The following is a 24,810-nucleotide window of genomic DNA, read 5'->3' on the forward strand; positions in this document are numbered from 1 at the left end:
TTCCATGCCTTACGCCTGCCTCGCTTGCGGCTTGAGCCGCACGTATAGGGTTTTATCGACCCGCGCCACCAACTCGCCGGCGCCATCGCGGATATCGACCTGCAAACGCGGCAGGCATTTCTTGCCGGTGGCGGCCTGCTGGCGGATTTCGTCCAGCAGCGCATCATCGACGTGGAATTCGGCATAAACCGGGCCTTTGCCAGGCGAGATGAAATCGATGCTAGCGGCCTTGTCCCAGACGATGTAGTCACGCCCCAGCTGCTCGATCAACAGCAGCATGTAGAACGGATCGACCATGGCATACAGGCTGCCACCGAACTGGGTACCGACGTAATTGCGGTTCCAGCGAGTCAGTTTCATCGCCACCTTGACGCTACGCAGGTCCGGGCTGATGTGCTGCACACGGATACCGGCACCCAGGTATGGTGGGTAGAGGTTCAGCATCCAGCGCAGCATGCGCGCCCGGCGCGCCAGTTTACGCGGGTTGCTCATGCCTGGCCCCGCGGATCAGGGCGGGTGCCCAGGCCCATCGCCTGGCGGGCGAACCAGCTTTTTGCCGGTGGCAGCAGGTCGAGCCCAAGCAGGCCAAGGTTGCGCCCGGCCGTCAGCAACGGCTGATTGCTGCCGAACAGGCGGGTGACCTGGTCGGAGAAGCCGATGGTTATCGCCTGGTCCAGGCGCTGGCGCTGGTGATAGGCCTGCAGCGTGCTCAGGTCGCCAGGCTGCTGTGGACCCACCAGCAGCGCCTCGGCCAGGGATTGCACGTCACGCAACGACAGATTGAAACCCTGGCCCGCGATGGGGTGCAGGCTGTGTGCTGCGTTGCCCAGCACCACCAGGTGCGGCCGCACCTGCTCCTGGGCCTCGATCAAGGACAGCGGGTAGAGGTGCCGTGCGCCTACCTGGCGCAGCGCGCCCAAGCGGTAGCCGAACACCCCCTGCAGTTCGCGCAGGAAGCTGCGCTCGTCGATGTCGGCCAGGCGCCGCGCATCCATGCCCTGGCGGGTCCACACCAGTGCGCAGCGGTTTTCCGGCAACGGCAGCAAGGCCATGGGGCCCTCTTCGGTGAAGCGCTCGAAAGCCTGGCCGCCGTGGGCCTCACCCGGGGTAATGTTGGCGATCAACGCGCTCTGCTGGTAAGGCGTGTGGCGTACATGGATACCCAACTGCTCGCGCAGGCCAGAGCGGCCACCATCGGCCAGTACCGCCAGGTCACATTCCAGCTGGGTGTCGTCGTTCAGCAGCAGGCGGTAACCGCGTTCGATGGCCTGCATCGAGGTCACTTCGGCCGGGCAGCGCCAGCTCACCACCTCGCTGTCCAGCCCTTGCCACAGGCACTGGCCGAGCCAGGCGTTTTCCACCACGTAACCCAGCGCCGGTACGCCCTCTTCCAGGGCATCCAGGCGGGTGGCGCCAAAGCGACCACGGTCGGACACGTGAATCTGGCGAATAGGCTCGGCGCGGCGGCCGATGACCTGCCACAGGCCCAGTTGCTGATAAATCTGCTGGGTGCCGAAGGACAATGCCGACGAACGCGCATCGTAGCTGGGCTGGTAGCTGTCGCCGGGGGCGAACGGCTCGATCAGCAGGATCTTCCAGCCGCGTGCCTTGGCGCCGGCCTGCAGGGCCAGCGCCAGGCTTGCGCCAACCAGGCCACCGCCGATGATCGCCAGGTTTACCCGGCTCATGCCACGGCCTTGCGGGCAGCCTGCATCAGCGCCTCGATCTCGGCGACGGTACGCGGCACGCCCGAAGTCAGGATTTCACAACCTTGCCTGGTCACTACCACGTCGTCCTCGATCCTTACCCCAATGCCGCGCCACTTTTTGGCCACGGCCTGATTGTCGGCGCCAATGTAGATACCCGGCTCCACGGTCAGCGCCATGCCGGGTTCCAGTACCCGCCACTCGCCGCCCACCTTGTACTCGCCCACGTCATGCACATCCATGCCCAGCCAGTGCCCGGCGCGGTGCATGTAGAAGGCGCGATACGCTTCGCTGTCGATCAGCGCCTGCACATCACCTTCGAGCAAGCCCAGCTCCACCAGGCCCGCGGTGATGACCCGCACGGTCGCCTCATGGGCGTGGTTCCAGTGCTTGCCGGGGGCTATTTCGGCAAACGCCGCCGCCTGCGCCTTTAGCACCAGCTCGTAGATGGCCTTCTGCTCGGGCGAAAACCGCCCACTGACCGGGAAGGTGCGGGTGATGTCGCTGGCATAGCAGTCGATTTCGCAGCCGGCGTCGATCAGCACCAGGTCGCCATCCTTGAGCGGCGCATCGTTCTGTTGATAGTGCAGGATGCAGCCATTGCGCCCGGCCGCAACGATCGAGCCGTAGGCCGGCATCTTCGCCCCGCCCTTGCGGAATTCGTAGTCCAGCTCGGCTTCCAGGCTGTACTCGTGCAGCCCGGCGCGGCAGGCCTGCATGGCCCGCACATGGGCACGCGCAGAAATGTCTGCAGCAGCACGCATCACCTTCACTTCCGCCGCCGATTTATACAGGCGCATATCATGCAGCAGATGATCCAGCGCAACGAACTCGTTCGGTGGCTGGGCGCCCAGGCGTGCCTTGGAGCGGATCACGTTGATCCAGTCCATCAGCCGGCGGTCGAACTCCGGGTTGCTGCCCATGGCGCTGTAGACCCGCTCGCGGCCTTCGATCAGGCCAGGCAGGATTTCGTCGATATCCGTGATGGGAAAGGCATCGTCAGCGCCGAAATCGCGCACCGCCCCTTCCTGGCCGGCCCGCAGGCCGTCCCACAGCTCGCGCTCGGGGTTGCGTTCACGGCAGAACAGCACGTATTCGCCATGCTCGCGCCCTGGAATCAAAGCAATCACCGCCTCGGGCTCCGGGAAGCCGCTGAGGTACTGGAAGTCGCTGTCCTGGCGGTACACGTGCTCGACGTCGCGGTTGCGGATGGCAACCGCAGCGGCGGGCAGAATGGCAATGCTGTTGGGGACCATCTGCGCCATCAGCGCCTTGCGCCGACGGGCATACTCGGCCTTGGGAATGTGGCTCATGGGCAGACTACCCCTGGTTGATCAGTGCAGCGAGGGCTTGGGTGCGGGTGCGGCCGGCTTGGCCAGTTCGGAGAACAGCAGCAGGGGCGCCACACGCAGGTATTCCATGACTTCCATGTAGTCGCTCTCGCCGTCTTCGGACTCTTCGAGCGCTTCCTGGACCTGCGAAATGGCCACCAGGTCCTGCAGCACTTCCTTGGCCTCATCGGACAAGTCCTTACCGCCAGCGTTCAGGCCGAAACCGGTCACGAAGCCTTGGCACCACTGGCCCAGCGCGGTGGCGCGGTCGCTCAGTGGAGCATCATCGGAAGGCAGCAGCAGGACGATCGCCATGTCGTCGCTGGTCAGCTCGCCCTTGACCATTTCCTGCAAGCCGACCAAGGCGTTGCGGACACTGTCACCAGGCTCGATTTCCAGCAGTTGGGCGGCATCGGCCAACCAGGCATCGGCATCGAAGCCGGCGCCGGCGCAGCTGCGGCCAATCAGCAGGCCGTGCAGTTCGGCCGGGGTGACAGGATGGCCATTGCTCGAGAGCAGTATGGCGAAAGCGTTGTAGGGCGATTGAGTATTGGGCATGGGCAGCTAGGCGCCAGACGGCGCAATGTCTAGAATGAAGACCTTGTATCCTAGCACCGGCAGGCGCGCCAAGACCATCGGCACTGGCCGTTGCCGCCCAGGGAGAGGCATCATCGCCAGGTGACTCAACGACGGAGCGAATCGAGTGCAACCCACGCAAGAGAACGACCTGCAGGCACTGATGAGCCGATTCGAGTTGCTGATCGAACGCGTCGAGCAACTAAAACGGCAAAATGCACTCCTAGTAGCTCAGGAAAAATCCTGGCGCGAAGAGCGCGCCCACCTCATCGAAAAGAACGAGATCGCCAAGCGCAAAGTCGAGTCGATGATTTTACGCCTCAAGGCTCTGGAGCAAGACTCATGAGTTCAAGCAATAGCGTCACCGTGCAGATCCTCGACAAGGAATACTCGATCATCTGCCCGCCGGAAGAGCGCAACAACCTGGTCAGCGCTGCGCGCTACCTGGACGGCAAGATGCGCGAGATCCGCAGCAGCGGCAAGGTGATCGGTGCCGACCGCATCGCGGTGATGGCGGCGTTGAACATTACCCACGAAATGCTGCACCGCCAGGAAGACCGCAACGATGCGCCGGTCAGCGGCACAAACCGCGAACAGGTGCGCGACCTGCTGGATCGGGTAGATAAGGCTTTGTCCGACGACACGGATACCAAAATCGGCTGAGATTGGTATACTGGCGCCACTCCCTGGGGGATGCGCCAGTCGGTTATGTCCCTGAGCCGATACGCACAACCACGGGGGTTGCACGCTGGGGCCGGTGTGCATGTCCGCCCGACGGAAAGCCTTAACGCCCCCTGCAATCTCCACCTTGAACTTTCGGGTTCAAGGGCTACACCGATAGCGGTCTTATCGGGGAGCCTGAATTTTCTTGCCCGCCCCCAAGGCGGGCAATTCGTTTTGGCCGACTTTATTCAAGCTTTGTACGACGATTCACCGCGCAGGCACTGTTCGTACCAAGCCAGCACATCTGGGATTGCCCGTGCCATGACCGAAAACGTGCCGCTCACCCGCCCCCAGCTTCGTCGCCTGCTTCGCAATGCCCGCCGCGCCCTTACCCCTGCCCAGCAACGCCAGGCCACCCTCGGCCTGTACCGCCAACTGGCGCAACACCCCTTGTTCCGCCGCGCCCGCCACATCGCCCTGTACCTGCCCAACGACGGTGAAATCGACCCTCGCCTGCTGATGCGCGAAGCCCAGCGTCGCGGCAAGTGCACCTACCTGCCGGTGCTGCACGCCTGGCCGCGCACGCGCATGGTGTTCCAGCGTTTTGAGCAGGGTGAGAAGCTCAAGCCCAACCGCTTCCGTATTCCAGAGCCGATTATCGACCGCAAACGCCAGCGGCCGATCTGGGCGCTGGATCTGATTCTGCTACCGCTGGTCGGCTTTGACGAAGTGGGCGGCCGCTTGGGTATGGGCGGTGGCTTCTATGATCGCAGCCTGGCCTACCAGGCGCGTCGGCAAACCTGGAAAAAACCGTTGCTGCTGGGGCTGGCGCATGAATGCCAGAAGGTCGAGCGGCTGGCGCAGGCCAGTTGGGATGTACCGCTGAAGGGCACGGTCTCGGACCGTGGCTGGTACCTGGCGCCACGTTGAGCGGCGCCAGCGGGGGGTATCAACGTTGTGGCTGGCTGGCGTCGACCGGCATCTGATAGGCGTTGTCCAGCTTGCGCTCCCAGAACCCTTGCGCATAACCGGTAGTGACCACACCCAGGCCAAAAATGAACACCAGGATCCACAGCAGATCCGGCTTTTTACGTTGATTCATCGAAGATTGCCCCCCAGGCAAACTGTTCAGTACTCGGCGATATTCTGGGTACCGCCGGCGCACGCGCTTTAAACGGGGCGCATTTTCCGACAACATGCGTCCGCACGCAAACCTTGACGCCAACCGGCTGTCGGTTTCGTGCAACAGGTTATTTCAAACCTTTTCAGGAGCAGCATCCATGGCTTACTGGCTGATGAAATCCGAGCCCGACGAGCTCTCCATCGAAGCCCTCGCACGCTTGGGCGAAGCGCGCTGGGACGGCGTGCGCAACTATCAGGCGCGTAATTTTCTGCGGGCCATGAGCGTGGGTGACGAATTCTTCTTCTACCACTCCAGCTGCCCGCAACCCGGCATCGCCGGCATTGCCAAAATCACCCGCGCGGCCTACCCGGACCCGACCGCGCTGGACCCGGAAAGCCATTATCACGATGCCAAGGCCACGATCGACAAGAACCCGTGGAGCGCGGTGGATGTGGCCCACGTACAAACCTTTCCAAGGGTGCTGGAACTGGGGTGGCTGAAACAGCAGGCCGGTCTGGTCGAGTTGCCCCTGGTGCAAAAAGGCAGCCGCCTGTCGGTCATGCCGGTAACGCCCGAGCAATGGGCGGTGATTGTCGCGTTGGGCTGAATACGCAGCTAAGGTCAAGGGCTTGACCGATATCAACACGCCACATATGGCCGCCAGGCATGATGTACTGTGCATGACCGCAAGGATGCAGAACGATGAACCGATACGCCCCTAGAATCTTCGCCACTGCACTGATCGCACTGCTCGCTGCGGCCGGCGGGCTGGGGTACTGGAAGTCGCTTCACGACCAGTTGCCCGAAGGCCTGAGCATGGGCAACGGCCGCCTTGAAGCCACCGAAGTGCAGATCGCCAGCAAGATCCCCGGTCGCCTGGCCGAAGTACTGGTCGATGAAGGCGACAACGTGACCCGTGGCCAGCTACTGGCACGCATCGACACACGCACCATGGAAGCCCAGCGCAGCCAGGCCGAAGCCGAAGTGCTGCGCGCCCGGGAAAACTACGCCGCCGCCCAGGCCACCGTGCAACTGCGCCAGAGTGAACTGCTGTTGGCCAGCCAGGAGCTCAAGCGCGTACGCGAAATCTTCCAGCGCAAGTTCGCCAGCCAGCAGTTGCTCGACCAACAGCAGGCGCGCTTTGACACGGCCAACGCAGCAGTAGTCGCTGCCCGCGCCCAACTGGCAGCGATCAAGGCCGCCATTGGCGCCGCCGAAGCCCAAGTGGCGCAGCTCACCAGTGAAATCGACGACAGCAGCCTGCGTGCGCCCATCAACGGCATCATCCAGCTGCGCCTGGCCGAACCCGGTGAAGTGCTGGGTGCCGGCGGCCGTGTGCTGATGCTGATCGACCCCAGCGACCAGTACATGAACCTGTACCTCCCGGCCTCTACCAGCGGCCGGCTGACTGTAGGCGACCAGGCGCGCATCGTGCTCGACGCCCTGCCCGAGCGCGCGCTGCCGGCCAAGGTGGCCTTTGTCGCAGCCAAGGCCCAGTTCACCCCCAAACAGGTGGAAACCCGCGACGAACGGCAAAAGCTGGTGTTCCGGGTCAAACTGCGCCTGAGCGACCCAGGCGCCGTGCCGCAAGCCAAACCAGGCATGCCAGGCGCCGGCTATGTACGCACGGCTGAGGTGGACTGGCCGGCCAACCTGCAATGAACGCCCCGGCACTGCTGGCCGAAGGCATCAGCCACCGTTACGGCGACGTGATAGCCCTCCACCCACTAGGCTTCAGCCTCCCTGTGGGTACCCGCTGCGCGCTGATAGGCCCTGACGGGGCGGGCAAATCGACCCTGCTGGGGCTGATCGCCGGCGTGAAACGCCTACAGCAGGGAGAACTGCAGGTGCTGGGTGGCTCGATCCGCCAACGCCGCCATCGCACGGCGCTCTACCCCAAAGTGGCATTCATGCCGCAAGGGCTGGGCAACAACCTGTACCCGGAACTGTCGATCAGCGAGAACATCCGTTTTTTTGCCACCCTGTTCGGGTTGGGCCGCCGCGAGTGTGAACAGCGTATGGCCAATCTGTTGCAGGCCACCGACCTGCAGCGCTTTGCCCAGCGCCCGGCCGGCAAGCTGTCGGGTGGCATGAAGCAGAAGCTGGGCCTTTGCTGCGCACTGATCCACGAGCCAGACCTGCTTATCCTGGACGAGCCGACCACCGGCGTCGACCCGCTGTCGCGGCGGCGCTTCTGGGAGCTGGTTGAACAGGTTCGCGCACAACGCCCGCAACTGACCTTGCTGGTGGCTACCGCCTACATGGAAGAAGCCGAACAGTTCGAGCATTGCCTGATGCTCGATGGCGGCCGGCTGCTGGCCGCCGGCCCTAGCCACGAACTGGCTGCAGTCACCCCGAGCGGCAAACTGGATGATGCCTTTACCCATTACCAGGGCGCGGGCAAGGCGCAGCATCAACCATTGGCAATCCCGCCGCGCCAAGCCACGGACGGCCCGGTCGCCATCGAGGCACACGACCTGACCCTGCGCTTTGGCGACTTCACAGCGGTGAACAAGGTCAGTTTCGCCATCGGCCGCGGGGAGATCTTCGGCTTCCTGGGTTCCAACGGTTGCGGCAAGACCACCACCATGAAAGTGCTCACCGGCCTGATGCCGGCCAGCGAGGGCAGCGCCAGCCTGCTGGGTCGCCCGGTGGACGCCAGCGACCTGGCCACACGCAAGCGGGTCGGCTTCATGTCGCAGAGTTTCTCTCTGTATGGCGAGCTCAGCACCCGGCAGAACCTGGCCCTGCATGCCCGCCTGTTCGACTTGTCCAAAGCCGAGAGCGCCCAGCGCATCGATGAGCTGATCGAACGCTTCGACCTCGCCGCTATCGCCGACCAACCGTCTGGCGCCCTGCCCCTTGGTTTGCGCCAGCGCCTGTCGCTGGCGGTGGCGGTTCTGCATCGCCCGGAAGTCTTGATCCTCGACGAACCGACCTCCGGCGTCGACCCCGCCGCCCGCGACGACTTCTGGCGCCTGCTGGTAGAACTGTCCCGCGAGCAGGGCGTGACCATTTTCCTCTCCACCCACTTCATGAACGAGGCCCAGCGCTGCGATCGTATTTCGCTGATGCACGCCGGGCGGGTGCTGGCCTGCGACACGCCCGATGCCCTGCAGCACCAGTACCAGGGCGATACGCTGGAGGACGCGTTCGTCCGCTGCCTGGAACAGGCCCAGGAACTGGCCCCAGCCGCCACCGACAGCAGCGTGCTGGAACAGGCGTCCACCCCCACCCTACCGCTGCGCCAGGGCTTCAGCCTGCGCCGCCTGCTGGCAGTGGCCGGCCGTGAGGGCAAGGAGCTGCTGCGCGACAAGGTGCGCCTGGCCTTCGCCTTACTGGGTGCACTGTTCATGATGGTGATCTTCGGCTACGGCATTTCACTGGATGTGGAAAACCTCGCCTTCGCCGTGCACGATCAGGACCAGAGCCCGCAAAGTCGCGCCTACCTCGAGGCCTTCCGTGGTTCACGCTACTTCGCCGAACAGGCACCGATCCGCGACAGCAGCGAGCTGCACCAGCGCCTGCAACGCTCGGAAATCAAACTGGCACTGGAAATTCCGCCCGGCTTTGGCCGCGATCTGTACGCAGGGCGCCAGCCGGTGGTGGCTGCCTGGCTCGACGGAGGCATGCCGTTCCGCGCAGAAACCAGCCGCAACTACGTGGAAGCCGTGCACCAGGCCAACCTTGAGCAACTGGCAAAGGCCAGCCCACAACCGCAGCCACGCCAGGACCCGGTGCGCCTGGAAACGCGTTTCCGCTACAACCAGGATGTGGTCAGTGTGAACGCCATCGGCCCGGGTGTGATGGCACTGATACTGGCCTTCATTCCGGCCATGCTCACGGCACTGGGCATCGTGCGCGAGAAGGAGCTCGGCTCCATCACCAACTTCTACGCCACACCCCTCACCCGCCTGGAATTCCTGCTTGGCAAGCAGATGCCCTACCTGGCTGTGAGCCTGGTCAACCTGGCGCTGCTGGTGGCGATGAACCGCTGGCTGTTCGCCGTACCGCTCAAGGGCAGCGTACTGGCTTTGGCATGTGGCGGCGTGGCCTACCTGCTGGCAACCACCAGCCTGGGCCTGCTGATTTCGGCATTCACCCGCACCCAGATCGCCGCCATTCTCGGCACCATGATCATTACCAGCCTGCCGACCATCCAGTTTTCCGGGCTGATCGTGCCACGCTCGTCGCTGGACGGCGCGGCAGCGGTGATGGGCCAGTTGTTCCCGGCGGGCTACTTCCTCGACATCGCAGTCGGCACCTTCACCAAGGCGTTAGGCCTGCGCGAGTTGTGGCCGCAGTGCCTGATCCTGCTGAGCTTCTTTGCCGCGTTCACCGGCCTGAGCCTGGCAATGCTGAAAAAGCAGGAGGCCTGACATGTCGCGCCTGAACCACACCCTGCGCCTGGGCTTGAAAGAACTGACCAGCCTGCGCCATGACAGCGTCCTGCTGCTGTTCCTGCTATATGCCTTCAGCGTGGCGATCTACATGCCGGCAGCCGGCTCGGTGATCGGTGTACACAACGCCAGCGTGGCGGTGGTGGATGAAGACCATAGCCTGCTCTCGCGCAAGCTCAGCGAAGCCCTGCAACCGCCCGAGTTCCAGCCAGCCGTGCCGCTGCCTCCGCAGCGCCTGGACCAGGCCATGGACAGCGGCCAGTACACCTTCGTCATCAACATACCGGTGAACTTCCAGAGCGACCTGCTGGCCGGGCGCTCGCCGGAGCTGCAGATCAACGTCGATGCTACAGCCATGAGCCAAGCGTTCATGGGCGCCGGCTACATCGGCCGCATCTTCGAGCGCGAGCTGCTCGACTACAGCCAGCGTGGTAACGAGCAAAGCCCGGTGCTGATCAACCCCAAGGCGCTGTTCAACCCCAACCTGGAGGGGGGCTGGTTTCTGGCCGTGATCCAGATCGTCAACAACATCACCATCCTGGCGATCATCCTCACCGGGACCGCGCTGCTGCGCGAGCGTGAGCATGGCACCCTCGACCACCTGCTGGTGCTACCGTTGACCGCGCTGGAGATCATGCTGGCCAAGATCGGCAGCAATGCGCTGGTGGTGGTGATCTGCACCTGGATTTCGTTGGTGGTAGTCGTCAAAGGTGCACTGGGCGTGCCGCTGTCTGGCTCGATGGGGCTGTTCCTGGCCGTGACCGCGCTGTACCTGTTCGCCAGTACATCGCTGGGCATTTTCCTCGCCACCCTGGCGCGCTCGACGCCACAGTTCGGCCTGCTGGCGATCCCGGTGATCATCCCGATGCTGTTGCTGTCCGGCGGCAGCACACCACTGGACAGCATGCCGCAGTGGCTGCAGTGGGTGATGCAAGGGTCACCCTCAACGCACTTTGTCAGCCTGAGTGCCGCAATCCTGTTCAGGGATGCCGGGTGGGCGGTGGTATGGCCGGATATCCTGGCGCTGACGCTGATCGGCCTGGTGTTCTTCAGCGTGGCGCTGGCACGGTTTCGTCGGAGCCTGGCGTCTTGAAGGCATGCGCGAGCGTCCGCCGAAAATTGGAAAACTGGCACAAAGACAAAGGGCGCCTTTCGGCGCCCTACTCACAGACAGGTCGACTTGTCATCGCCATATACCTGCCCGGCTCTGTAATTGCTGGTCGAACCAGGATCCTCAGAGTCTTACAAGCCCCTTGCGGGAACAGGCTGATTATCACGCATCGAGCGTAACATTGACAACAGACCGCTCTGTTGCTGGATGTGTGAAACCCAGCGTAAAGCCAACTGCAGCCCTCACGGCGGCGAAATGCTCTGGCCGCATTGTAAAGGTCATGTATTCCCGACCACTTCCTTGCCGCGATTTGACCCGACATCTGTCCAATCTGGAGGTAGCCACCGTGTAGATCATGTCGCACTTGGCCCAGCATGTCAGGGCCGAACCAGGCAGATAACTCGGCAGCACAACGTGATGCCCTGCCATGTGATCCGGTGCAGTGGTACTCAACGGGACTATCGTCACTAACTGGCGATTTTGACTGTGCTTGCGAAGAACGACCACGGGACGCACCTTGATCATTTCAGGCACTTGAAAGCCTGAAAAGTCGCACATCAGTACAGTCGCCTCTTTCGGCTGGTACTTCAAAGCCATTGCCAACATTCTCGAGCAACTGAAGACAAGGCACAATCTAGCTTGGCCATGGCCCCAAAAACTGAAAACTGGCGGGCTTACAGGAAAGACAGAAGGGTCCTACACACGGGGTAAGCCTGAATTCAATCCGACTTACCAGTGATGGACCTCACCCTGTTTCAGGTCACTGCACGATCAGGTTGTTGAACAGCAAGTCTTCAACGATCGGCTTGCCCTCTTCCGCCTCCAGCACCTGCTGCACCTGTTTCAGCGCCTCTTGGCGAAGATGCTCCTTGGCCTCGACGTTGCTCATGCTGTCCACCGTCTGCTGGGTGAACAGTGCCACCAGCTGGTTACGGATCAGCGGTTCGTGGTGCTTCACCGTCTTGGCCGCTTCGTCGCCCGTCACGCGCAGGGCCACGTCAGCCTTGTACACGCGCAGCCGCGGGCTGCCGTCGAGCGCATAGTTGCCAACGAAGGGCGGGCTCAGACTGATGTAGGCGACCTTGGGCACCCCTTCCTTGGCTTCCTCGGCCATGGCCGCAGCCGGCAGCAGCAGCGCCAGCACCATCAAGATCCACGCTTTCACGAATTCGCTCCTCAATACAGTTGGCGCCAGCTTACCCAGCACACCGCTCAAACCCAAGCCCGGGCTTATGCCGGCCCATCAGGGCGGGCCATGCTCGTTGACCTGCCAAGCGGCCCTCCTACACTTATCGGCCACTACCCGCAAAGGAATAGCCCCGATGAAAGCTGTGTTGTGCAAAACCCTGGGTCCGGCGCGCAACCTGGTGCTGGAAGAGGTGGCCAGCCCACTGCCGAAGAAGAACGAGATCCTGCTGGACGTGCAGGCTGCCGGGGTCAACTTCCCCGACACCTTGATCATCGAAGGCAAGTACCAGTTCCAGCCACCGCTGCCGTTCTCTCCAGGTGGCGAGGCAGCAGGCGTGGTGGCCGCCGTCGGCGAAAAGGCCGGCGCGTTCAAGGTCGGCGACCGGGTCATGGCGCTCACCGGCTGGGGTGCGTTCGCCGAGCAAGTGGCGGTGCCGTTCTATAACGTTCTGCCGATCCCGGCGAGCATGGACTTCACCACCGCTGCGGCCTTCGGCATGACCTACGGCACCTCGATGCACGCCCTGCGCCAGCGTGGCCAGTTGCAAGCCGGCGAGACCCTGCTGGTACTGGGCGCTTCCGGCGGGGTGGGCCTGGCGGCGGTGGAGATCGGCAAGGCCATGGGCGCGCGGGTGATCGCGGCGGCCAGCAGTGCCGAAAAACTGGCCGTGGCCAAGGCTGCCGGGGCGGATGAGCTGATCGACTACAGCCAGGCCAACCTGCGCGAAGAAATCAAACGCCTGACCGGCGGCCAGGGCGTGGACGTGATCTATGACCCGGTCGGTGGCGAGCTGTTCGAACAAGCGGTGCGCGGGTTGGCCTGGAATGGCAGGCTGCTGGTGGTGGGTTTTGCCAGTGGCAGCATTCCACAGCTGGCGGCCAACCTGGTGCTACTCAAGGGCGCGGCGGTACTGGGCGTGTTCTGGGGGGCATTTGCCCAGCGCCAGCCGGAGGACAACGCGGCCAACTTCCACCAGCTGTTTGCCTGGCATGCCGAGGGCAAGTTGAAGCCGCTGGTGTCGCAGACTTATCCACTGGCAGAAGCCGGGGCTGCTATCGAGAAGCTGGGGCAACGGCAGGCGGTGGGTAAGTTGGTGGTGCTGGCCAGGTAAGGCAGTACCGGCCTCTGCGCGGTCGCCTGTAGCAGCGGGTTTACCCGCGAAAGGGCCGGGCCTGCCGGCCAATTCCACCCGCCGTTCACCGTTGTCGCCACCACCGTATTCGCGGGTAAACCCGCGCCTACAGGGATTACCCGCGAAGAGGCCGGAACAGGTTGCTCACACTTCGCGCAGATTGTGGCAACGCCTGAATCGCGCTTCCAGGTTGCGATCGGGCATCTGGTGACTGCGCAGTGCATTCAAGGTCTGCTCGACATAGTCACGCGTGGTGCCATACCGCCCCTTGGCACTGGCCAGGATCTGGCTGAGCAACGTATCCGGCAAGTTGCCGGCATAGCACGGCAGATGCCGCTCCAGTACAAAGCCCAAGGCCTGCACCTTGCTACCATCGCCCAGGCGGCAGTTGAGCCAGTGCGGCCGGTATGCCGGATAGGGCATCTCGCGTTGCCACAGGGCCATCAGTGAGTCGTCCAGGTTGCGTTCATCCAGCCGGTAGGCAAAGCCGCTGCAGGAGCCACCGCGGTCCAGGCCAAACACCAGCCCGGGCGTTTCCGGGGTACCGCGATGTTCATGCGACCACAGGTACAAGCCTCGGTGATAACCATGTACCCGCGCGCGCTGGCGCTCCACCGAATTGCACTCCGGGCGCCAGATCAACGAACCATAGGCAAACAGCCACACCGGCCCACCCTGATGCCTGGACATGGTTGTTTTCATGGAACTGAACAACTGTTCGCGAGTATGTTGCTGACCGAAATCAAGTGCCGGAGGGTATGAAACTTCCCAAGACATACTTTCAAGTGCCGACATAAGCTGCCGCCATTATTCCTGTGAACTACGGATGTAGCGAGATTCGATTATGCTGCGGCCCCAGGCCGCTTTACCAAGGGCGCTTGCAGTAACCATAGGCCAGAATTGCAGGAATACTCAAGCCCTTGAGCACGCGTTTCATACACGGCTCCGACGACTGGGAAGTACTGTTTCAGCAGCGGTGAAAGTTATTGGCCAAGGCGGTAACAATTACCGCCTTATACCGACACTTTCAAACTTCGGTTATTAACCGCGCGGCGCGTAGGCGAACACATCGGCACGCATGCGGTGCGCATCCATACCGGCTTCGACCAGGGCGTCGAGCGTGGCATAGATCATGTTCGGTGAGCCGCTGGCATACACATGCACGCTATTGAGGTCGGCAATGTCTTCGCAGACCGCTTCATGCAGCATGCCGCAGCGGCCTTCCCAGCCACACAGGTCGCTGACCACTTGATGCAGGAACAGGTTAGGCAGACGCTGCCATTCATCCCAGTGCTCGATCTGATAGAAATCCTCGGGCCGGCGCACCCCCCAGTACAGGTGTACCGGGTGCTTGAAGCCCTGAGCCCGGCAGTGCTCGACCAGGCTGTGCATCTGGCCCATGCCAGTGCCGGCGGCAATCAGCACCAGCGGCCCGTCGGGCAGCTCGGCCAGGTGGGTGTCGCCAAACGGCATTTCAATGCGCGCCAGGCCATCTCGCCTTAGCTGGTCGATCAGTTGCACCGCACTGGGCTCACGCGCCAGCACATGCAGCTCCAGTTCACGCCCGGCATGTGGCGCGGACGCCAGCGAGAAGGCTGCCTGCTTGCCGCCCTCACGTTCGATCATCAGGTATTGCCCCGCGTGATAACGCAGAGGCTTACCGGCAGGCGCACGCAGGCGCACCCGCCAGACGTCGCCGCCGACGTCGACGCACTCACTGACGCTGCACGCCAGCTTGCGCACTGGCAGCTCGCCCAAGGCAAGCACACCGTCCCAGAGCAACACGCAGTCCTCCAGCGGTTCGGCAATGCAGGTGAACAACTCGCCATGGTCGCGGACTTCGCCATCCTGGCGAACCCGTCCTTCAACCAACAACGCGGCGCAAACATGGCAATTGCCATTGCGGCAGCTGTTTGGGCAGTCATAGCCCAGCCGCCGTGCTCCATCCAGGATCCGCTCCCCGGGTTCAAGCGCCAGCACCGCCCCGGACGGCTGCAACGTTACCTGCATCAATCTATTCCCAACTGATCCCACAGCTCATCGATACGGCGGGTGACGGCCTCATCCTTGACGATGACCCGGCCCCATTCGCGTGTAGTCTCGCCCGGCCACTTGTGCGTAGCGTCCAGGCCCATCTTCGAACCCAGCCCCGACACCGGTGACGCAAAGTCCAGGTAGTCGATCGGGGTATTGTCAATCATTACCGTATCACGCTTGGGGTCCATGCGCGTGGTAATGGCCCAGATCACATCGTTCCAGTCACGAGCGTTGATATCGTCATCGGTGACAATAACGAACTTGGTGTACATGAACTGTCGCAGGAACGACCACACACCCAGCATTACGCGCTTGGCGTGGCCTGGGTACTGTTTCTTCATGGTCACCACCGCCATGCGGTACGAGCAGCCTTCCGGCGGCAGGTAGAAGTCGGTGATTTCCGGGAACTGCTTCTGCAGGATCGGCACGAACACTTCGTTCAGCGCCACGCCGAGAATGGCCGGCTCATCTGGCGGCCGGCCGGTGTAGGTGCTGTGGTAGATCGGTTTTTGCCGGTGGGTGATGCGCTCAACGGTGAACACCGGGAAACTGTCCACTTCGTTGTAGTAGCCCGTGTGATCGCCGTAAGGGCCTTCCGGGGCCATTTCGCCTGGGTGGATCACCCCTTCCAGAATGATCTCGGCGGTTGCCGGTACCTGCAGGTTGCTGCCACGGCACTTGACCAGTTCGGTGCGATTGCCTCGCAGCAGGCCGGCGAAGGCGTACTCGGAAAGGGTGTCCGGGACCGGGGTCACCGCGCCGAGAATGGTCGCTGGGTCAGCGCCCAGGGCCACGGCGACCGGAAACGGCTGGCCGGGGTTCTTCTCGCACCACTCTCGGTAGTCGAGGGCGCCGCCACGGTGGCTGAGCCAGCGCATGATCACCTTGTTGCGGCCGATCACCTGCTGGCGGTAGATGCCCAGGTTCTGGCGGTCCTTGTTCGGGCCACGGGTCACGGTGAGGCCCCAGGTAATCAGCGGCGCCACGTCGCCAGGCCAGCAGTGCTGAATCGGCAGCGTGCCAAGGTCGACATCGTCACCCTCGACCACCACTTCCTGGCACACCGCGTCCTTGACCACTTTTGGCGCCATCGACACGACCTTCTTGAAGATCGGCAGCTTCGACCAGGCGTCCTTCAGGCCCTTGGGCGGCTCGGGCTCCTTGAGGAAGGCCAGCAGCTTGCCGATTTCCCGCAGTTCGCTGACCGACTCGGCGCCCATGCCCATGGCCACCCGCTCCGGAGTACCGAACAGGTTGCCCAGCACTGGGATGTCGAAGCCGGTGGGCTTTTCGAACAACAATGCCGGGCCCTTGGCGCGCAGGGTGCGGTCGCAGACCTCGGTCATTTCCAGGACGGGGGAGATCGGTACCTGGATGCGCTTGAGCTCGCCGCGCTGTTCCAGGCCACGGATGAAGTCGCGCAAGTCGCGATACTGCATGCAGGAGCCTCGTGTTGGCCGTATCGGTCGGGGTGCAGAGTGTAGCGCCGTTCGGGCCTTGTTTGGGGGTGAAAATGCATTGGGGCCGCTTTGCACCCCTTCGCGGGCAAGCCCGCTCCTACAAGGGCCGCAGTGACCTGTGTAGGAGCGGGCTTGCCCGCGAAGGGCCGCAAGGCGGCCCCAATCAATCCAGCCTGAAACGCTCGCTTACTTGCGCTTCATCGACAGGAAGAACTCATCGTTGGTCTTGGTCTGCTTGAGCTTGTCGACCAGGAACTCGATGGCAGCGATTTCGTCCATCGGGTGCAGCAGCTTGCGCAGAATCCACATACGCTGCAGTTCGTCGTCAGCGGTCAGCAACTCTTCGCGGCGGGTACCGGAACGGTTGATGTTGATGGCCGGGAACACTCGCTTCTCGGCGATGCGGCGGTCCAGCGGCAGCTCCATGTTGCCGGTGCCCTTGAACTCTTCGTAGATCACTTCGTCCATCTTCGAGCCGGTTTCAACCAGCGCAGTGGCGATAATGGTCAGCGAACCGCCTTCCTCGATGTTACGCGCAGCACCGAAGAAGCGCTTGGGCTTCTCGAGGGCGTGGGCGTCGACACCACCGGTCAGCACCTTGCCGGAGCTCGGGATCACGGTGTTGTAGGCACGCGCCAGTCGAGTGATCGAGTCCAGCAGGATAACCACATCTTTCTTGTGCTCGACCAGGCGCTTGGCCTTCTCGATCACCATCTCGGCAACCTGCACGTGGCGGGTTGGCGGCTCGTCGAAGGTGGAAGCAACCACTTCGCCACGCACGGTGCGCTGCATTTCGGTCACTTCTTCCGGGCGCTCGTCGATCAGCAGGACGATCAGGTGGCACTCAGGGTTGTTACGGGTGATGTTGGCCGCAATGTTCTGCAGCATGATCGTCTTACCGGCTTTCGGCGGGGCAACGATCAGGCCGCGCTGGCCTTTGCCGATCGGGGCGCACAGGTCGATGACGCGACCGGTCAAGTCTTCGGTGGAGCCGTTACCGGCCTCCATCTTCAGGCGCTTGTTCGGGAACAGCGGCGTCAGGTTTTCGAACAGGATCTTGTTCTTCGCGTTTTCCGGGCGGTCGAAGTTGATGGTATCGACCTTCAGCAGGGCGAAGTAACGCTCCCCTTCCTTCGGTGGGCGGATCTTGCCGACGATGGTGTCGCCGGTACGCAGGTTGAAACGGCGGATCTGGCTGGGCGAGACATAGATATCGTCTGGGCCGGCCAGGTAGGACGCATCAGCCGAACGCAGGAAACCGAAACCATCCTGGAGAATCTCCAGCACGCCGTCACCCGAGATCTCTTCGCCGCTTTTCGCATGCTTCTTCAGCAGGGCGAAAATCACGTCCTGTTTGCGCGAACGGGCCATGTTTTCGATGCCCATCTGTTCGGCCATTTCCAAAAGATCGGTAATCGGCTTTTGCTTGAGTTCAGTCAGGTTCATAAGGGGAATGACGTAATCATGTAAGAAGGGAGAATTAAGCTTCTGGCTTAATGAGGCCGCGCCGCTGGATGGCGACAGGATCGCGTACTGATTCGAATTAGGGATGCTTCGGCGACGGCATGTAGAGGGCACTGGAAAAGCAGTGCGAGGCCGAATGTAACACTTGCTTTTTTCTGCGTCTAGTGCTCTGAAAAAGAAAAGCCCCGCATTTGCGGGGCCTTTTCACATCACAGGTGGGCGTCGAGGAATGCGGCCAGCTGCGATTTGGACAGTGCACCAACCTTGGTGGCTTCGACGTTGCCGTTCTTGAACAGCATCAGCGTCGGGATACCACGCACACCGTGCTTGGCCGGGGTTTCCTGGTTCTCGTCGATGTTCAGCTTGGCGACGGTCAGTTTGCCCTCGTAGGTGGAAGCGATGTCGTCCAGAACCGGAGCGATCATCTTGCATGGACCGCACCATTCAGCCCAGTAGTCGACCAGTACCGCGCCTTCGGCCTTCAGGACATCGGCTTCGAAGGAGGCGTCGGTGACATGTTTGATCAGATCGCTGCTCATGGATATCTCCAGGGTCGTAAGCAAAAAACGTGGCCCATGATAGCCGCACCTACGCCGGACAGGAAGCCACGGACGATTGAGTGTAACTATAGTTGCGCAAGACGCCGCGAATCGAAACTGTCATATGGCCGTCATAGAATCGAATGGCACATTGCCTTGCATCAAGGCCAGTACAACGGCTGAGTGTCACGCGTTGGCGATAGCCTGCTATCGTGGCACGATTGCCAGGTTAACGACCGAGAACAACCAGATCATGCCGCATACCATCGCGAAGAACCTGTCCCTGATCGCCGCCATCGACCTTGGCTCCAACAGTTTTCACATGGTCGTGGCCAAGGCCCACCATACCGAAATCCGCATCCTTGAGCGGCTCGGCGAGAAGGTTCAACTGGCCGCCGGCATCGACGAAGAGCGCATGCTCAGTGAAGAGGCAATGGAAAGGGGCCTGGATTGCCTCAAGCGCTTTTCCCAGCTGATCAACGGCATGCCGGCAGGCTCCGTGCGTATCGTCGGTACCAACGCCTTGCGCGAAGCGCGCAACCGTAACGAATTCATCCAGCGCGCCGAAGCCATCCTCGGCCACCCGGTGGAGGTCATCTCTGGCCGTGAAGAGGCGCGCCTGATCTACCTGGGCGTGTCGCACACCCTGGCCGACACCCCCGGCAAGCGCCTGGTGGCCGACATCGGCGGCGGCAGTACCGAGTTCATCATCGGCCAGCGCTTCGAGCCGCTGCTGCGTGAAAGCCTGCAGATGGGTTGCGTGAGCTTTACCCAGCGTTACTTCCGCGACGGCAAGATCACCCCCGCCCGCTATGCCCAGGCCTACACGGCCGCGCGCCTGGAACTGATGAGCATCGAAAATGCCCTGCACCGCCTGACCTGGGATGAGGCCATCGGCTCATCCGGCACTATTCGCGCCATCGGCGCTGCCATCAAGGCCGGCGGCCTGGGCAATGGCGAGGTCAACGCCGAAGGCCTGGCCTGGGTCAAACGCAAGCTGTTCAAGCTGGGTGAAGTCGACAAGATCGACTTCGACGGCGTCAAGCCAGACCGCCGCACTATCTTCCCGGCGGGCTTGGCGATTCTCGAAGCGATCTTCGATGCCCTTGAACTGAACCGCATGGACCACTGCGACGGCGCCCTGCGCGAAGGTGTGCTGTTCGATCTGCTTGGCCGCCACCACCACGAAGACGTGCGCGAACGCACCCTGAACTCGCTGATGGAGCGCTATCACGTGGACCAGGGCCAGGCTGCGCGCGTCGAGCGCAAGGCGTTGCACGCATTCGACCAGGTGGCCGACGCTTGGAACCTGAAAGACGGAAACTGGCGCGATCTACTGGGCTGGGCCGCGAAAGTGCACGAAATCGGGCTGGACATTGCCCATTATCACTACCACAAGCACGGCGCCTATCTGATCGAGCACTCGGACCTGGCAGGCTTTTCCCGGGAAGATCAGCAGATGATGGCCCTGCTGGTACGCGGCCACCGCCGCAACATCCCCAAGGACCGTTACGCCGAACTGGGTGATGAAGGGGTCAAGCTGCTGCGCCTGTGCGTGCTGCTGCGCTTTGCCATCCTGTTCCACCACATCCGCGGCACTCAGCAAATGCCAAAGGTAGAACTGCACGGCGGGGACAACAGCCTGGATGTAGCCTTCCCTGAAGGTTGGCTGGAGCAGAACCAGCTGACCCAGGCCGACTTCGCCAACGAGGCGGAGTGGCTGGCCCGGGTCGGCTTCGTCCTCAGCGTACGTTGAGGACCGGGTTGCTCAGGCGCTCCAGCAAGGTCGCCTGAACGCTGCGCGGGTTCTGGTTGCCGGTCGGGGTGCTGCGCACGTAGCGCCCGTCCGGCTGCAAGGTCCAGGCGTGGGTATTGTCGGTCAGGTAGCCTTCCAGCTCCTTCTTCACCCGCAGCAACAGTTTCTTGCCTTCCACCGGGAAGCAGGTCTCGACACGCTTGTCGAGGTTGCGCTCCATCCAGTCGGCGCTGGACAGGTAGATCTGCTCTTCGCCGCCATTGAGGAAGTAGAACACCCGCGTGTGCTCGAGGAAGCGGCCAATGATCGAGCGCACCTGGATGTTGTGCGAAACCCCCGGAATGCCCGGGCGCAGGCAGCACATGCCACGCACCACCAAGTCGATTTTCACGCCCGACTGGCTGGCCTTGTACAGCGCCTTGATGACTTTGGCGTCGGTCAGCGAGTTGAACTTGGCGATGATGTGCGCCGGCTTGCCTTCAAGGGCAAACTGGGTTTCCCGCGCGATCATGTCGAGCATGCCCTTTTTCAGGGTGAACGGCGCATGCAGCAGCTTCTTCATGCGCAAGGTCTTGCCCATGCCGATCAACTGGCTGAACAGCTTGCCGACGTCTTCGGTGAGCGCATCGTCAGAGGTCAGCAGGCTGTAGTCGGTGTACAGGCGGGCGTTGCCGGCGTGGTAGTTACCGGTACCCAGGTGCGCATAACGCACGATCTCGCCCTGCTCGCGGCGCAAAATCAGCATCATCTTGGCGTGGGTCTTGAACCCGACCACACCGTAGATCACTACCGCACCGGCCGCTTGCAGGCGGCTGGCCATCTGCAGGTTGGACTCTTCGTCAAAACGCGCACGCAACTCGATCACCGCAGTGACCTCCTTGCCGTTACGCGCTGCGTCCACCAGGGCGTCGACGATTTCCGAGTTAGCCCCCGAGCGATACAGGGTCTGGCGCACGGCGAGCACGTGCGGGTCCTTGGCGGCCTGGCGCAGCAGGTCGACCACTGGCGTGAAGGACTCGAACGGGTGCATCAGCAGGATGTCCTGCTTGCTGATCACACTGAAAATGTTGTCAGCGTTCGCCAGCAGCTTGGGGATCGCCGGGGTGAACGGTGTGTATTGCAGCTCCGGGTGGCTGTCCAGGCCGGTGATGCTGAACAGGCGGGTGAGGTTGACCGGGCCATTGACCTGGTACAGCTCACTTTCGCTGAGGCTGAACTGCTTCAACAGGTAGTCCGACAGGTGTTTCGGGCAGGTGTCGGCCACTTCCAGGCGCACGGCGTCACCGTAGCGGCGCGAGAACAGCTCGCCGCGCAGCGCGCGGGCCAGGTCGTCGACCTCTTCAGAGTCAAGCGCCAGGTCGGCGTTGCGCGTCAGACGGAACTGATAGCAGCCCTTCACCTTCATGCCCTGGAACAGGTCGTCGGCGTGCGCGTGGATCATCGACGACAGGAACACGTAGTTTGCGCCCGGGCCGCCCACCTCTTCCGGCACGCGAATAACCCGCGGCAGCAGGCGTGGTGCCGGAATGATCGCCAGGCCCGAGTCGCGACCGAAGGCGTCCACCCCCTCGAGCTCGACGATGAAGTTGAGGCTCTTGTTCACCAGCAGCGGGAACGGGTGAGTCGGGTCGAGGCCAATCGGAGTAATGATCGGGGCAATTTCGTCGCGGAAGTAGCGGCGCACCCAGGTCTTGAGCTTGGGTGTCCAGTAGCGGCGGCGGATGAAGCGGATCTGGTGCTTTTCCAGCTCTGGCAGCAGCACGTCGTTGAGGATCGCGTACTGGCGCTCTACCTCGATGTGCACCAGTTCGCTGATACGCGCCAGCGCCTGGTGCGGCTGCAGGCCATCGGCGCCGGCCTGTTCACGGGCGAAGTTGATCTGCTTCTTCAGGCCTGCGACACGAATCTCAAAGAACTCGTCGAGGTTGCTGGAGAAGATCAACAGGAACTTGAGGCGTTCCAGCAGCGGGTAGTTCTCGTCCAGTGCCTGCTCCAGCACCCGGATATTGAACTGCAGTTGCGAGAGTTCGCGATGAATGTACAGGCTGCTGTCGTCCAGGCCAGGGACGGCGATGGCCGGGGACGGCGCGGGCACCGGAGCCACAGGTTCGACCACCTGTTCCGCTACAGGCTCGGCCACCGGAGGCAGGTCTGGCGGGGTCTGCAGCATCTCTTCTGGAAGCTCCTGAGCATCCTTGATCGCGACAGGGCTTAGCACTTCATTATTCATCTGGCGTTCCTGAGGACGTTAACGCCCTATCATCTATTGAGCGGCAAGATAAGCGCCCATTATGACGCCCGTGTTACACACATGGGCAAGCCGTGGCAAGTGGCCTCTGGCATTGTCTGCGCTGGAAATGTTCACGTCGAGACACATTTGGACACTTTCACGAACGCGCGCGAAGGGGTAGGCTGCGCGTTCATTTCGCCAGCACCTCAGAAAATGCTTCAACAATTCCTGCAGGATTTCGGCTACTTCGCCCTTTTTCTAGGCACCTTCTTTGAAGGCGAGACCATTCTGGTGCTTGCGGGATTCCTTGCGTTCCGCGGTTACATGGATATCAATCTGGTGTGCCTGGTGGCCTTCTTCGGCAGCTACGCGGGCGACCAGTTGTGGTACTTCATGGGCCGACGCCACGGGCGCAGGATCCTGGCGCGCAAGCCGCGCTGGCAGGCAATGGGCGACCGGGCGCTGGACCATATCCGCCGCCACCCCGATATCTGGGTGCTGAGCTTCCGCTTTGTCTATGGTTTGCGCACGGTCATGCCGGTGGCCATCGGCCTGTCGGGTTACCCGCCACGCCGCTACCTGCTGCTGAACGGGATTGGCGCGGGCATCTGGGCAGTGGCCCTGGGCGCCGCCGCCTACCACTTCGGCGCCATCCTCGAAGGCTTGCTAGGCAACGTCAAACGTTACGAGCTATGGGTGCTTGGCGGCCTGGTGGCGCTGGGTGGCCTGCTGTGGCTGCGCCGGCGCTTCCGTACTCTGCGCGCGGAGCGCAGGGCGGCGAGCCAGGCCCAGCCCCCAGAGGCTGAGCAGGCTGTAAGCCACGAGCAGAAACCAGGCCAGCGGGGCGACCACCGCTAAGCCCCAGGCGCCGGCCAGGTACAATGCCGGCGCATTCAGACACAACCGCGCCAGCTCCAGGCGTGCAGACCAGGGCCGGTTCTCCAGCAACGCGCCCAGCACGAACAAACCAAACGCCATCAGTGACCAGCCTAGCACCAGCGCGGCGGCCGGCACGCGGTCGGCCACATCCATCAGGTAGCTGCCCAAGGCCACATAAACCACGAACTGCGCCGCCACATAGGCTTGCTGCCCGCGCCCCAGGGCAATCTCGAACTTGCGAAACAGCGCCAAGTCCTGTTTGGCCTGTGGGTAGCGTGCGGCCACATCGGCCGGGCGCCAGCCGGTAGGCATGAACCAGATACGCAGCTTGTCCCACAGGCTAGTGGTGCGCCGGGCGTCGTGCCAGAGCTGGGCATAGAACTGCAGGTTGGCCCATAGCGGGTTCCAGCTGGCCAGCGGCGTGGTCACCCCGAACACCACCGGCTCGGCCGGGTCCTCCTCCTTGAACGTGCCGAACAGACGGTCCCAGAGAATGAACACACCACCGTAATTGCGATCCAAGTAAGCAGGGTTTTGCGCATGGTGGACGCGATGATTGGACGGCGTGATCAACACCCACTCCAGCCAGCCAAGTTTAGGGATATGCCGGGTATGCACCCAGAACTGATACAGCAGGTTGAGCGAGGCGACGGTGATGAACACCAGTGGCGGCACACCCAGCAGCGCCAGCGGCAGGTAGAACAACCACGAGAAGAGGAACCCGCTACTGGTCTGGCGCAGCGCCGTGGTGAGGTTGTACTCCTCGCTCTGGTGATGCACCGAGTGCGCAGCCCACAGTACGTTGCGCTCATGCCCCAGGCGGTGCAGCCAGTAGTAGCAGAAGTCGTACAGGACAAAGGCCAGCAACCAGACCCACCCTGCCTGCGCCGGCAATTGCAACAGCGCCAGGTGCTCGAAGACCAGAGCATAGGTGACCAGCCCTACGCCTTTGGTCAGCAGGCCGGTACTGGTCGACAGTGCGCCGGTACTCAGGCTGTTGATCGAGTCGGCCAGGGTGAAATTGTGCCGGCCGCGCACGCGGTCGGCGACCAGCTCGACGGCTATCAGCACAAAAAAGAACGGCACGGCCAGCAGTATCAGGTCCATGGGCGCGACCTCAGGCGTTATCCACCAAGATTAGGCCGCCCCCGCAGGAATCCCTATGGCGACATCTGCCAAACTAGAGGACATTTAGCGCCTCGACACTGGAGTAA

General features: G+C 62.5%; 23 protein-coding genes, 1 other RNA gene and 1 pseudogene. 11 read left to right on the plus strand and 14 right to left on the minus strand.

Translation table 11 applies throughout. The features are described 5' to 3' along the window. Positions 1–9: 9 nt before the first annotated feature. The 4 genes from I8746_RS21695 to I8746_RS21710 are packed head-to-tail and all read right to left on the minus strand — an operon-like array spanning position 10 to position 3,595. Positions 10–492: a DUF4442 domain-containing protein gene (locus tag I8746_RS21695; RefSeq protein ID WP_010955722.1), complete on the minus strand. Its 483-nt coding sequence runs from the start codon at positions 490–492 to the stop codon at positions 10–12. Continuing rightward, the gene (ubiH, locus tag I8746_RS21700) at positions 489–1,688 is read right to left on the minus strand and encodes a 2-octaprenyl-6-methoxyphenyl hydroxylase (protein ID WP_221101050.1); all 1,200 of its coding nucleotides are present in this window, start codon (positions 1,686–1,688) and stop codon (positions 489–491) included. The genes I8746_RS21695 and ubiH overlap by 4 nt, the downstream gene beginning before the upstream one ends. Beyond that, a complete protein-coding gene (gene pepP, locus I8746_RS21705; protein WP_003253692.1) occupies positions 1,685–3,019 on the minus strand; it encodes a Xaa-Pro aminopeptidase in 1,335 nt (444 codons plus the stop codon). Before pepP ends, ubiH begins: the two co-directional genes overlap by 4 nt. 21 nt (positions 3,020–3,040) lie before the next feature. Next, complete coding sequence (locus I8746_RS21710; protein ID WP_003253690.1) at positions 3,041–3,595, minus strand: YecA family protein; 555 nt, start codon at positions 3,593–3,595, stop codon at positions 3,041–3,043. A 181-nt stretch (positions 3,596–3,776) separates the two neighbouring features. Here I8746_RS21710 and I8746_RS21715 point away from each other — a divergent pair, with 181 nt between their 5' ends. From I8746_RS21715 to I8746_RS21730, 4 genes are all read left to right on the plus strand, one after another. Continuing rightward, a complete protein-coding gene (locus tag I8746_RS21715) occupies positions 3,777–3,959 on the plus strand; it encodes a TIGR02449 family protein (protein ID WP_029886233.1) in 183 nt (60 codons plus the stop codon). After that, positions 3,956–4,276, plus strand: coding sequence for a cell division protein ZapA (locus I8746_RS21720; RefSeq protein ID WP_003253687.1), 321 nt, complete (start codon positions 3,956–3,958; stop codon positions 4,274–4,276). The genes I8746_RS21715 and I8746_RS21720 overlap by 4 nt, the downstream gene beginning before the upstream one ends. Before the next feature lie 17 nt (positions 4,277–4,293). Then, positions 4,294–4,473, plus strand: a non-coding RNA gene (gene ssrS, locus I8746_RS21725) — 6S RNA. A gap of 124 nt (positions 4,474–4,597) precedes the next feature. Continuing rightward, complete coding sequence (locus I8746_RS21730; protein WP_003253685.1) at positions 4,598–5,206, plus strand: 5-formyltetrahydrofolate cyclo-ligase; 609 nt, start codon at positions 4,598–4,600, stop codon at positions 5,204–5,206. Positions 5,207–5,225: 19 nt separating this feature from the next. On the opposite strand, the gene I8746_RS21735 is transcribed toward I8746_RS21730, so the two are convergent. Then, positions 5,226–5,378 (minus strand): hypothetical protein, encoded by a 153-nt coding sequence (locus I8746_RS21735; RefSeq protein ID WP_003253683.1) that lies wholly within the window; start codon positions 5,376–5,378, stop codon positions 5,226–5,228. Positions 5,379–5,556: 178 nt separating this feature from the next. Between I8746_RS21735 and I8746_RS21740 the strand changes: the two genes are divergently transcribed. From I8746_RS21740 to I8746_RS21755, 4 genes are all read left to right on the plus strand, one after another. Further along, positions 5,557–6,006, plus strand: coding sequence for an EVE domain-containing protein (locus tag I8746_RS21740; protein ID WP_161773865.1), 450 nt, complete (start codon positions 5,557–5,559; stop codon positions 6,004–6,006). Positions 6,007–6,101: 95 nt separating this feature from the next. Continuing rightward, a complete protein-coding gene (locus tag I8746_RS21745) occupies positions 6,102–7,061 on the plus strand; it encodes an HlyD family secretion protein (protein WP_003253678.1) in 960 nt (319 codons plus the stop codon). After that, entirely contained in the window at positions 7,058–9,778 is a 2,721-nt protein-coding gene (gene rbbA / locus I8746_RS21750; protein ID WP_221101051.1) for a ribosome-associated ATPase/putative transporter RbbA, read from the plus strand. The genes I8746_RS21745 and rbbA overlap by 4 nt, the downstream gene beginning before the upstream one ends. 1 nt (position 9,779) lies before the next feature. Then, complete coding sequence (locus tag I8746_RS21755; protein ID WP_003253673.1) at positions 9,780–10,892, plus strand: ABC transporter permease; 1,113 nt, start codon at positions 9,780–9,782, stop codon at positions 10,890–10,892. Positions 10,893–11,072: 180 nt separating this feature from the next. Here I8746_RS21755 and I8746_RS21760 read toward each other — a convergent pair whose 3' ends face one another. Beyond that, positions 11,073–11,507 carry a type II toxin-antitoxin system PemK/MazF family toxin gene (locus tag I8746_RS21760; RefSeq protein WP_060489058.1) on the minus strand — a complete coding sequence of 145 codons (435 nt, stop codon included), beginning with the start codon at positions 11,505–11,507 and terminating at the stop codon, positions 11,073–11,075. A gap of 163 nt (positions 11,508–11,670) precedes the next feature. Next, positions 11,671–12,075 carry a flagellar basal body-associated protein FliL gene (locus I8746_RS21765; RefSeq protein ID WP_003253671.1) on the minus strand — a complete coding sequence of 135 codons (405 nt, stop codon included), beginning with the start codon at positions 12,073–12,075 and terminating at the stop codon, positions 11,671–11,673. Positions 12,076–12,232: 157 nt separating this feature from the next. Between I8746_RS21765 and I8746_RS21770 the strand changes: the two genes are divergently transcribed. Further along, positions 12,233–13,210, plus strand: coding sequence for an NADPH:quinone oxidoreductase family protein (locus I8746_RS21770; protein WP_012054058.1), 978 nt, complete (start codon positions 12,233–12,235; stop codon positions 13,208–13,210). Positions 13,211–13,375: 165 nt separating this feature from the next. On the opposite strand, the gene I8746_RS21775 is transcribed toward I8746_RS21770, so the two are convergent. From I8746_RS21775 to trxA, 5 genes are all read right to left on the minus strand, one after another. Then, entirely contained in the window at positions 13,376–14,026 is a 651-nt protein-coding gene (locus tag I8746_RS21775) for a gamma-glutamylcyclotransferase (RefSeq protein ID WP_012054059.1), read from the minus strand. A 246-nt stretch (positions 14,027–14,272) separates the two neighbouring features. Then, positions 14,273–15,241, minus strand: coding sequence for a CDP-6-deoxy-delta-3,4-glucoseen reductase (locus I8746_RS21780; protein ID WP_010955736.1), 969 nt, complete (start codon positions 15,239–15,241; stop codon positions 14,273–14,275). Beyond that, positions 15,241–16,707, minus strand: a complete 1,467-nt coding sequence (gene ubiD, locus I8746_RS21785; protein ID WP_003253663.1) for a 4-hydroxy-3-polyprenylbenzoate decarboxylase — start codon at positions 16,705–16,707, stop codon at positions 15,241–15,243. Before ubiD ends, I8746_RS21780 begins: the two co-directional genes overlap by 1 nt. Before the next feature lie 207 nt (positions 16,708–16,914). Then, positions 16,915–18,174 (minus strand): transcription termination factor Rho, encoded by a 1,260-nt coding sequence (gene rho, locus I8746_RS21790; RefSeq protein ID WP_003253661.1) that lies wholly within the window; start codon positions 18,172–18,174, stop codon positions 16,915–16,917. A gap of 227 nt (positions 18,175–18,401) precedes the next feature. Continuing rightward, entirely contained in the window at positions 18,402–18,731 is a 330-nt protein-coding gene (gene trxA, locus I8746_RS21795; protein ID WP_003253660.1) for a thioredoxin TrxA, read from the minus strand. A gap of 253 nt (positions 18,732–18,984) precedes the next feature. Between trxA and ppx the strand changes: the two genes are divergently transcribed. Beyond that, on the plus strand, positions 18,985–20,487 hold the full coding sequence (gene ppx, locus I8746_RS21800) for an exopolyphosphatase (RefSeq protein ID WP_221101052.1): 1,503 nt from the start codon (positions 18,985–18,987) through the stop codon (positions 20,485–20,487). On the opposite strand, the gene ppk1 is transcribed toward ppx, so the two are convergent. Next, complete coding sequence (ppk1, locus tag I8746_RS21805) at positions 20,474–22,717, minus strand: polyphosphate kinase 1 (protein WP_014754802.1); 2,244 nt, start codon at positions 22,715–22,717, stop codon at positions 20,474–20,476. The genes ppx and ppk1 overlap by 14 nt on opposite strands. Positions 22,718–22,930: 213 nt before the next feature. Between ppk1 and I8746_RS21810 the strand changes: the two genes are divergently transcribed. Then, the gene (locus I8746_RS21810) at positions 22,931–23,575 is read left to right on the plus strand and encodes a DedA family protein (RefSeq protein WP_017148020.1); all 645 of its coding nucleotides are present in this window, start codon (positions 22,931–22,933) and stop codon (positions 23,573–23,575) included. Between the two features lie 501 nt (positions 23,576–24,076). On the opposite strand, the pseudogene I8746_RS27285 reads toward I8746_RS21810, so the two are convergent. After that, positions 24,077–24,703, minus strand: a pseudogene (locus tag I8746_RS27285) (sterol desaturase family protein); the annotation flags it as partial. Positions 24,704–24,810 lie beyond the last annotated feature (107 nt).

Origin of the sequence: Pseudomonas sp. USTB-Z (genome assembly GCF_019691255.1) — a bacterium.
Classification (GTDB): Bacteria; Pseudomonadota; Gammaproteobacteria; order Pseudomonadales; family Pseudomonadaceae; genus Aquipseudomonas; species Aquipseudomonas alloputida.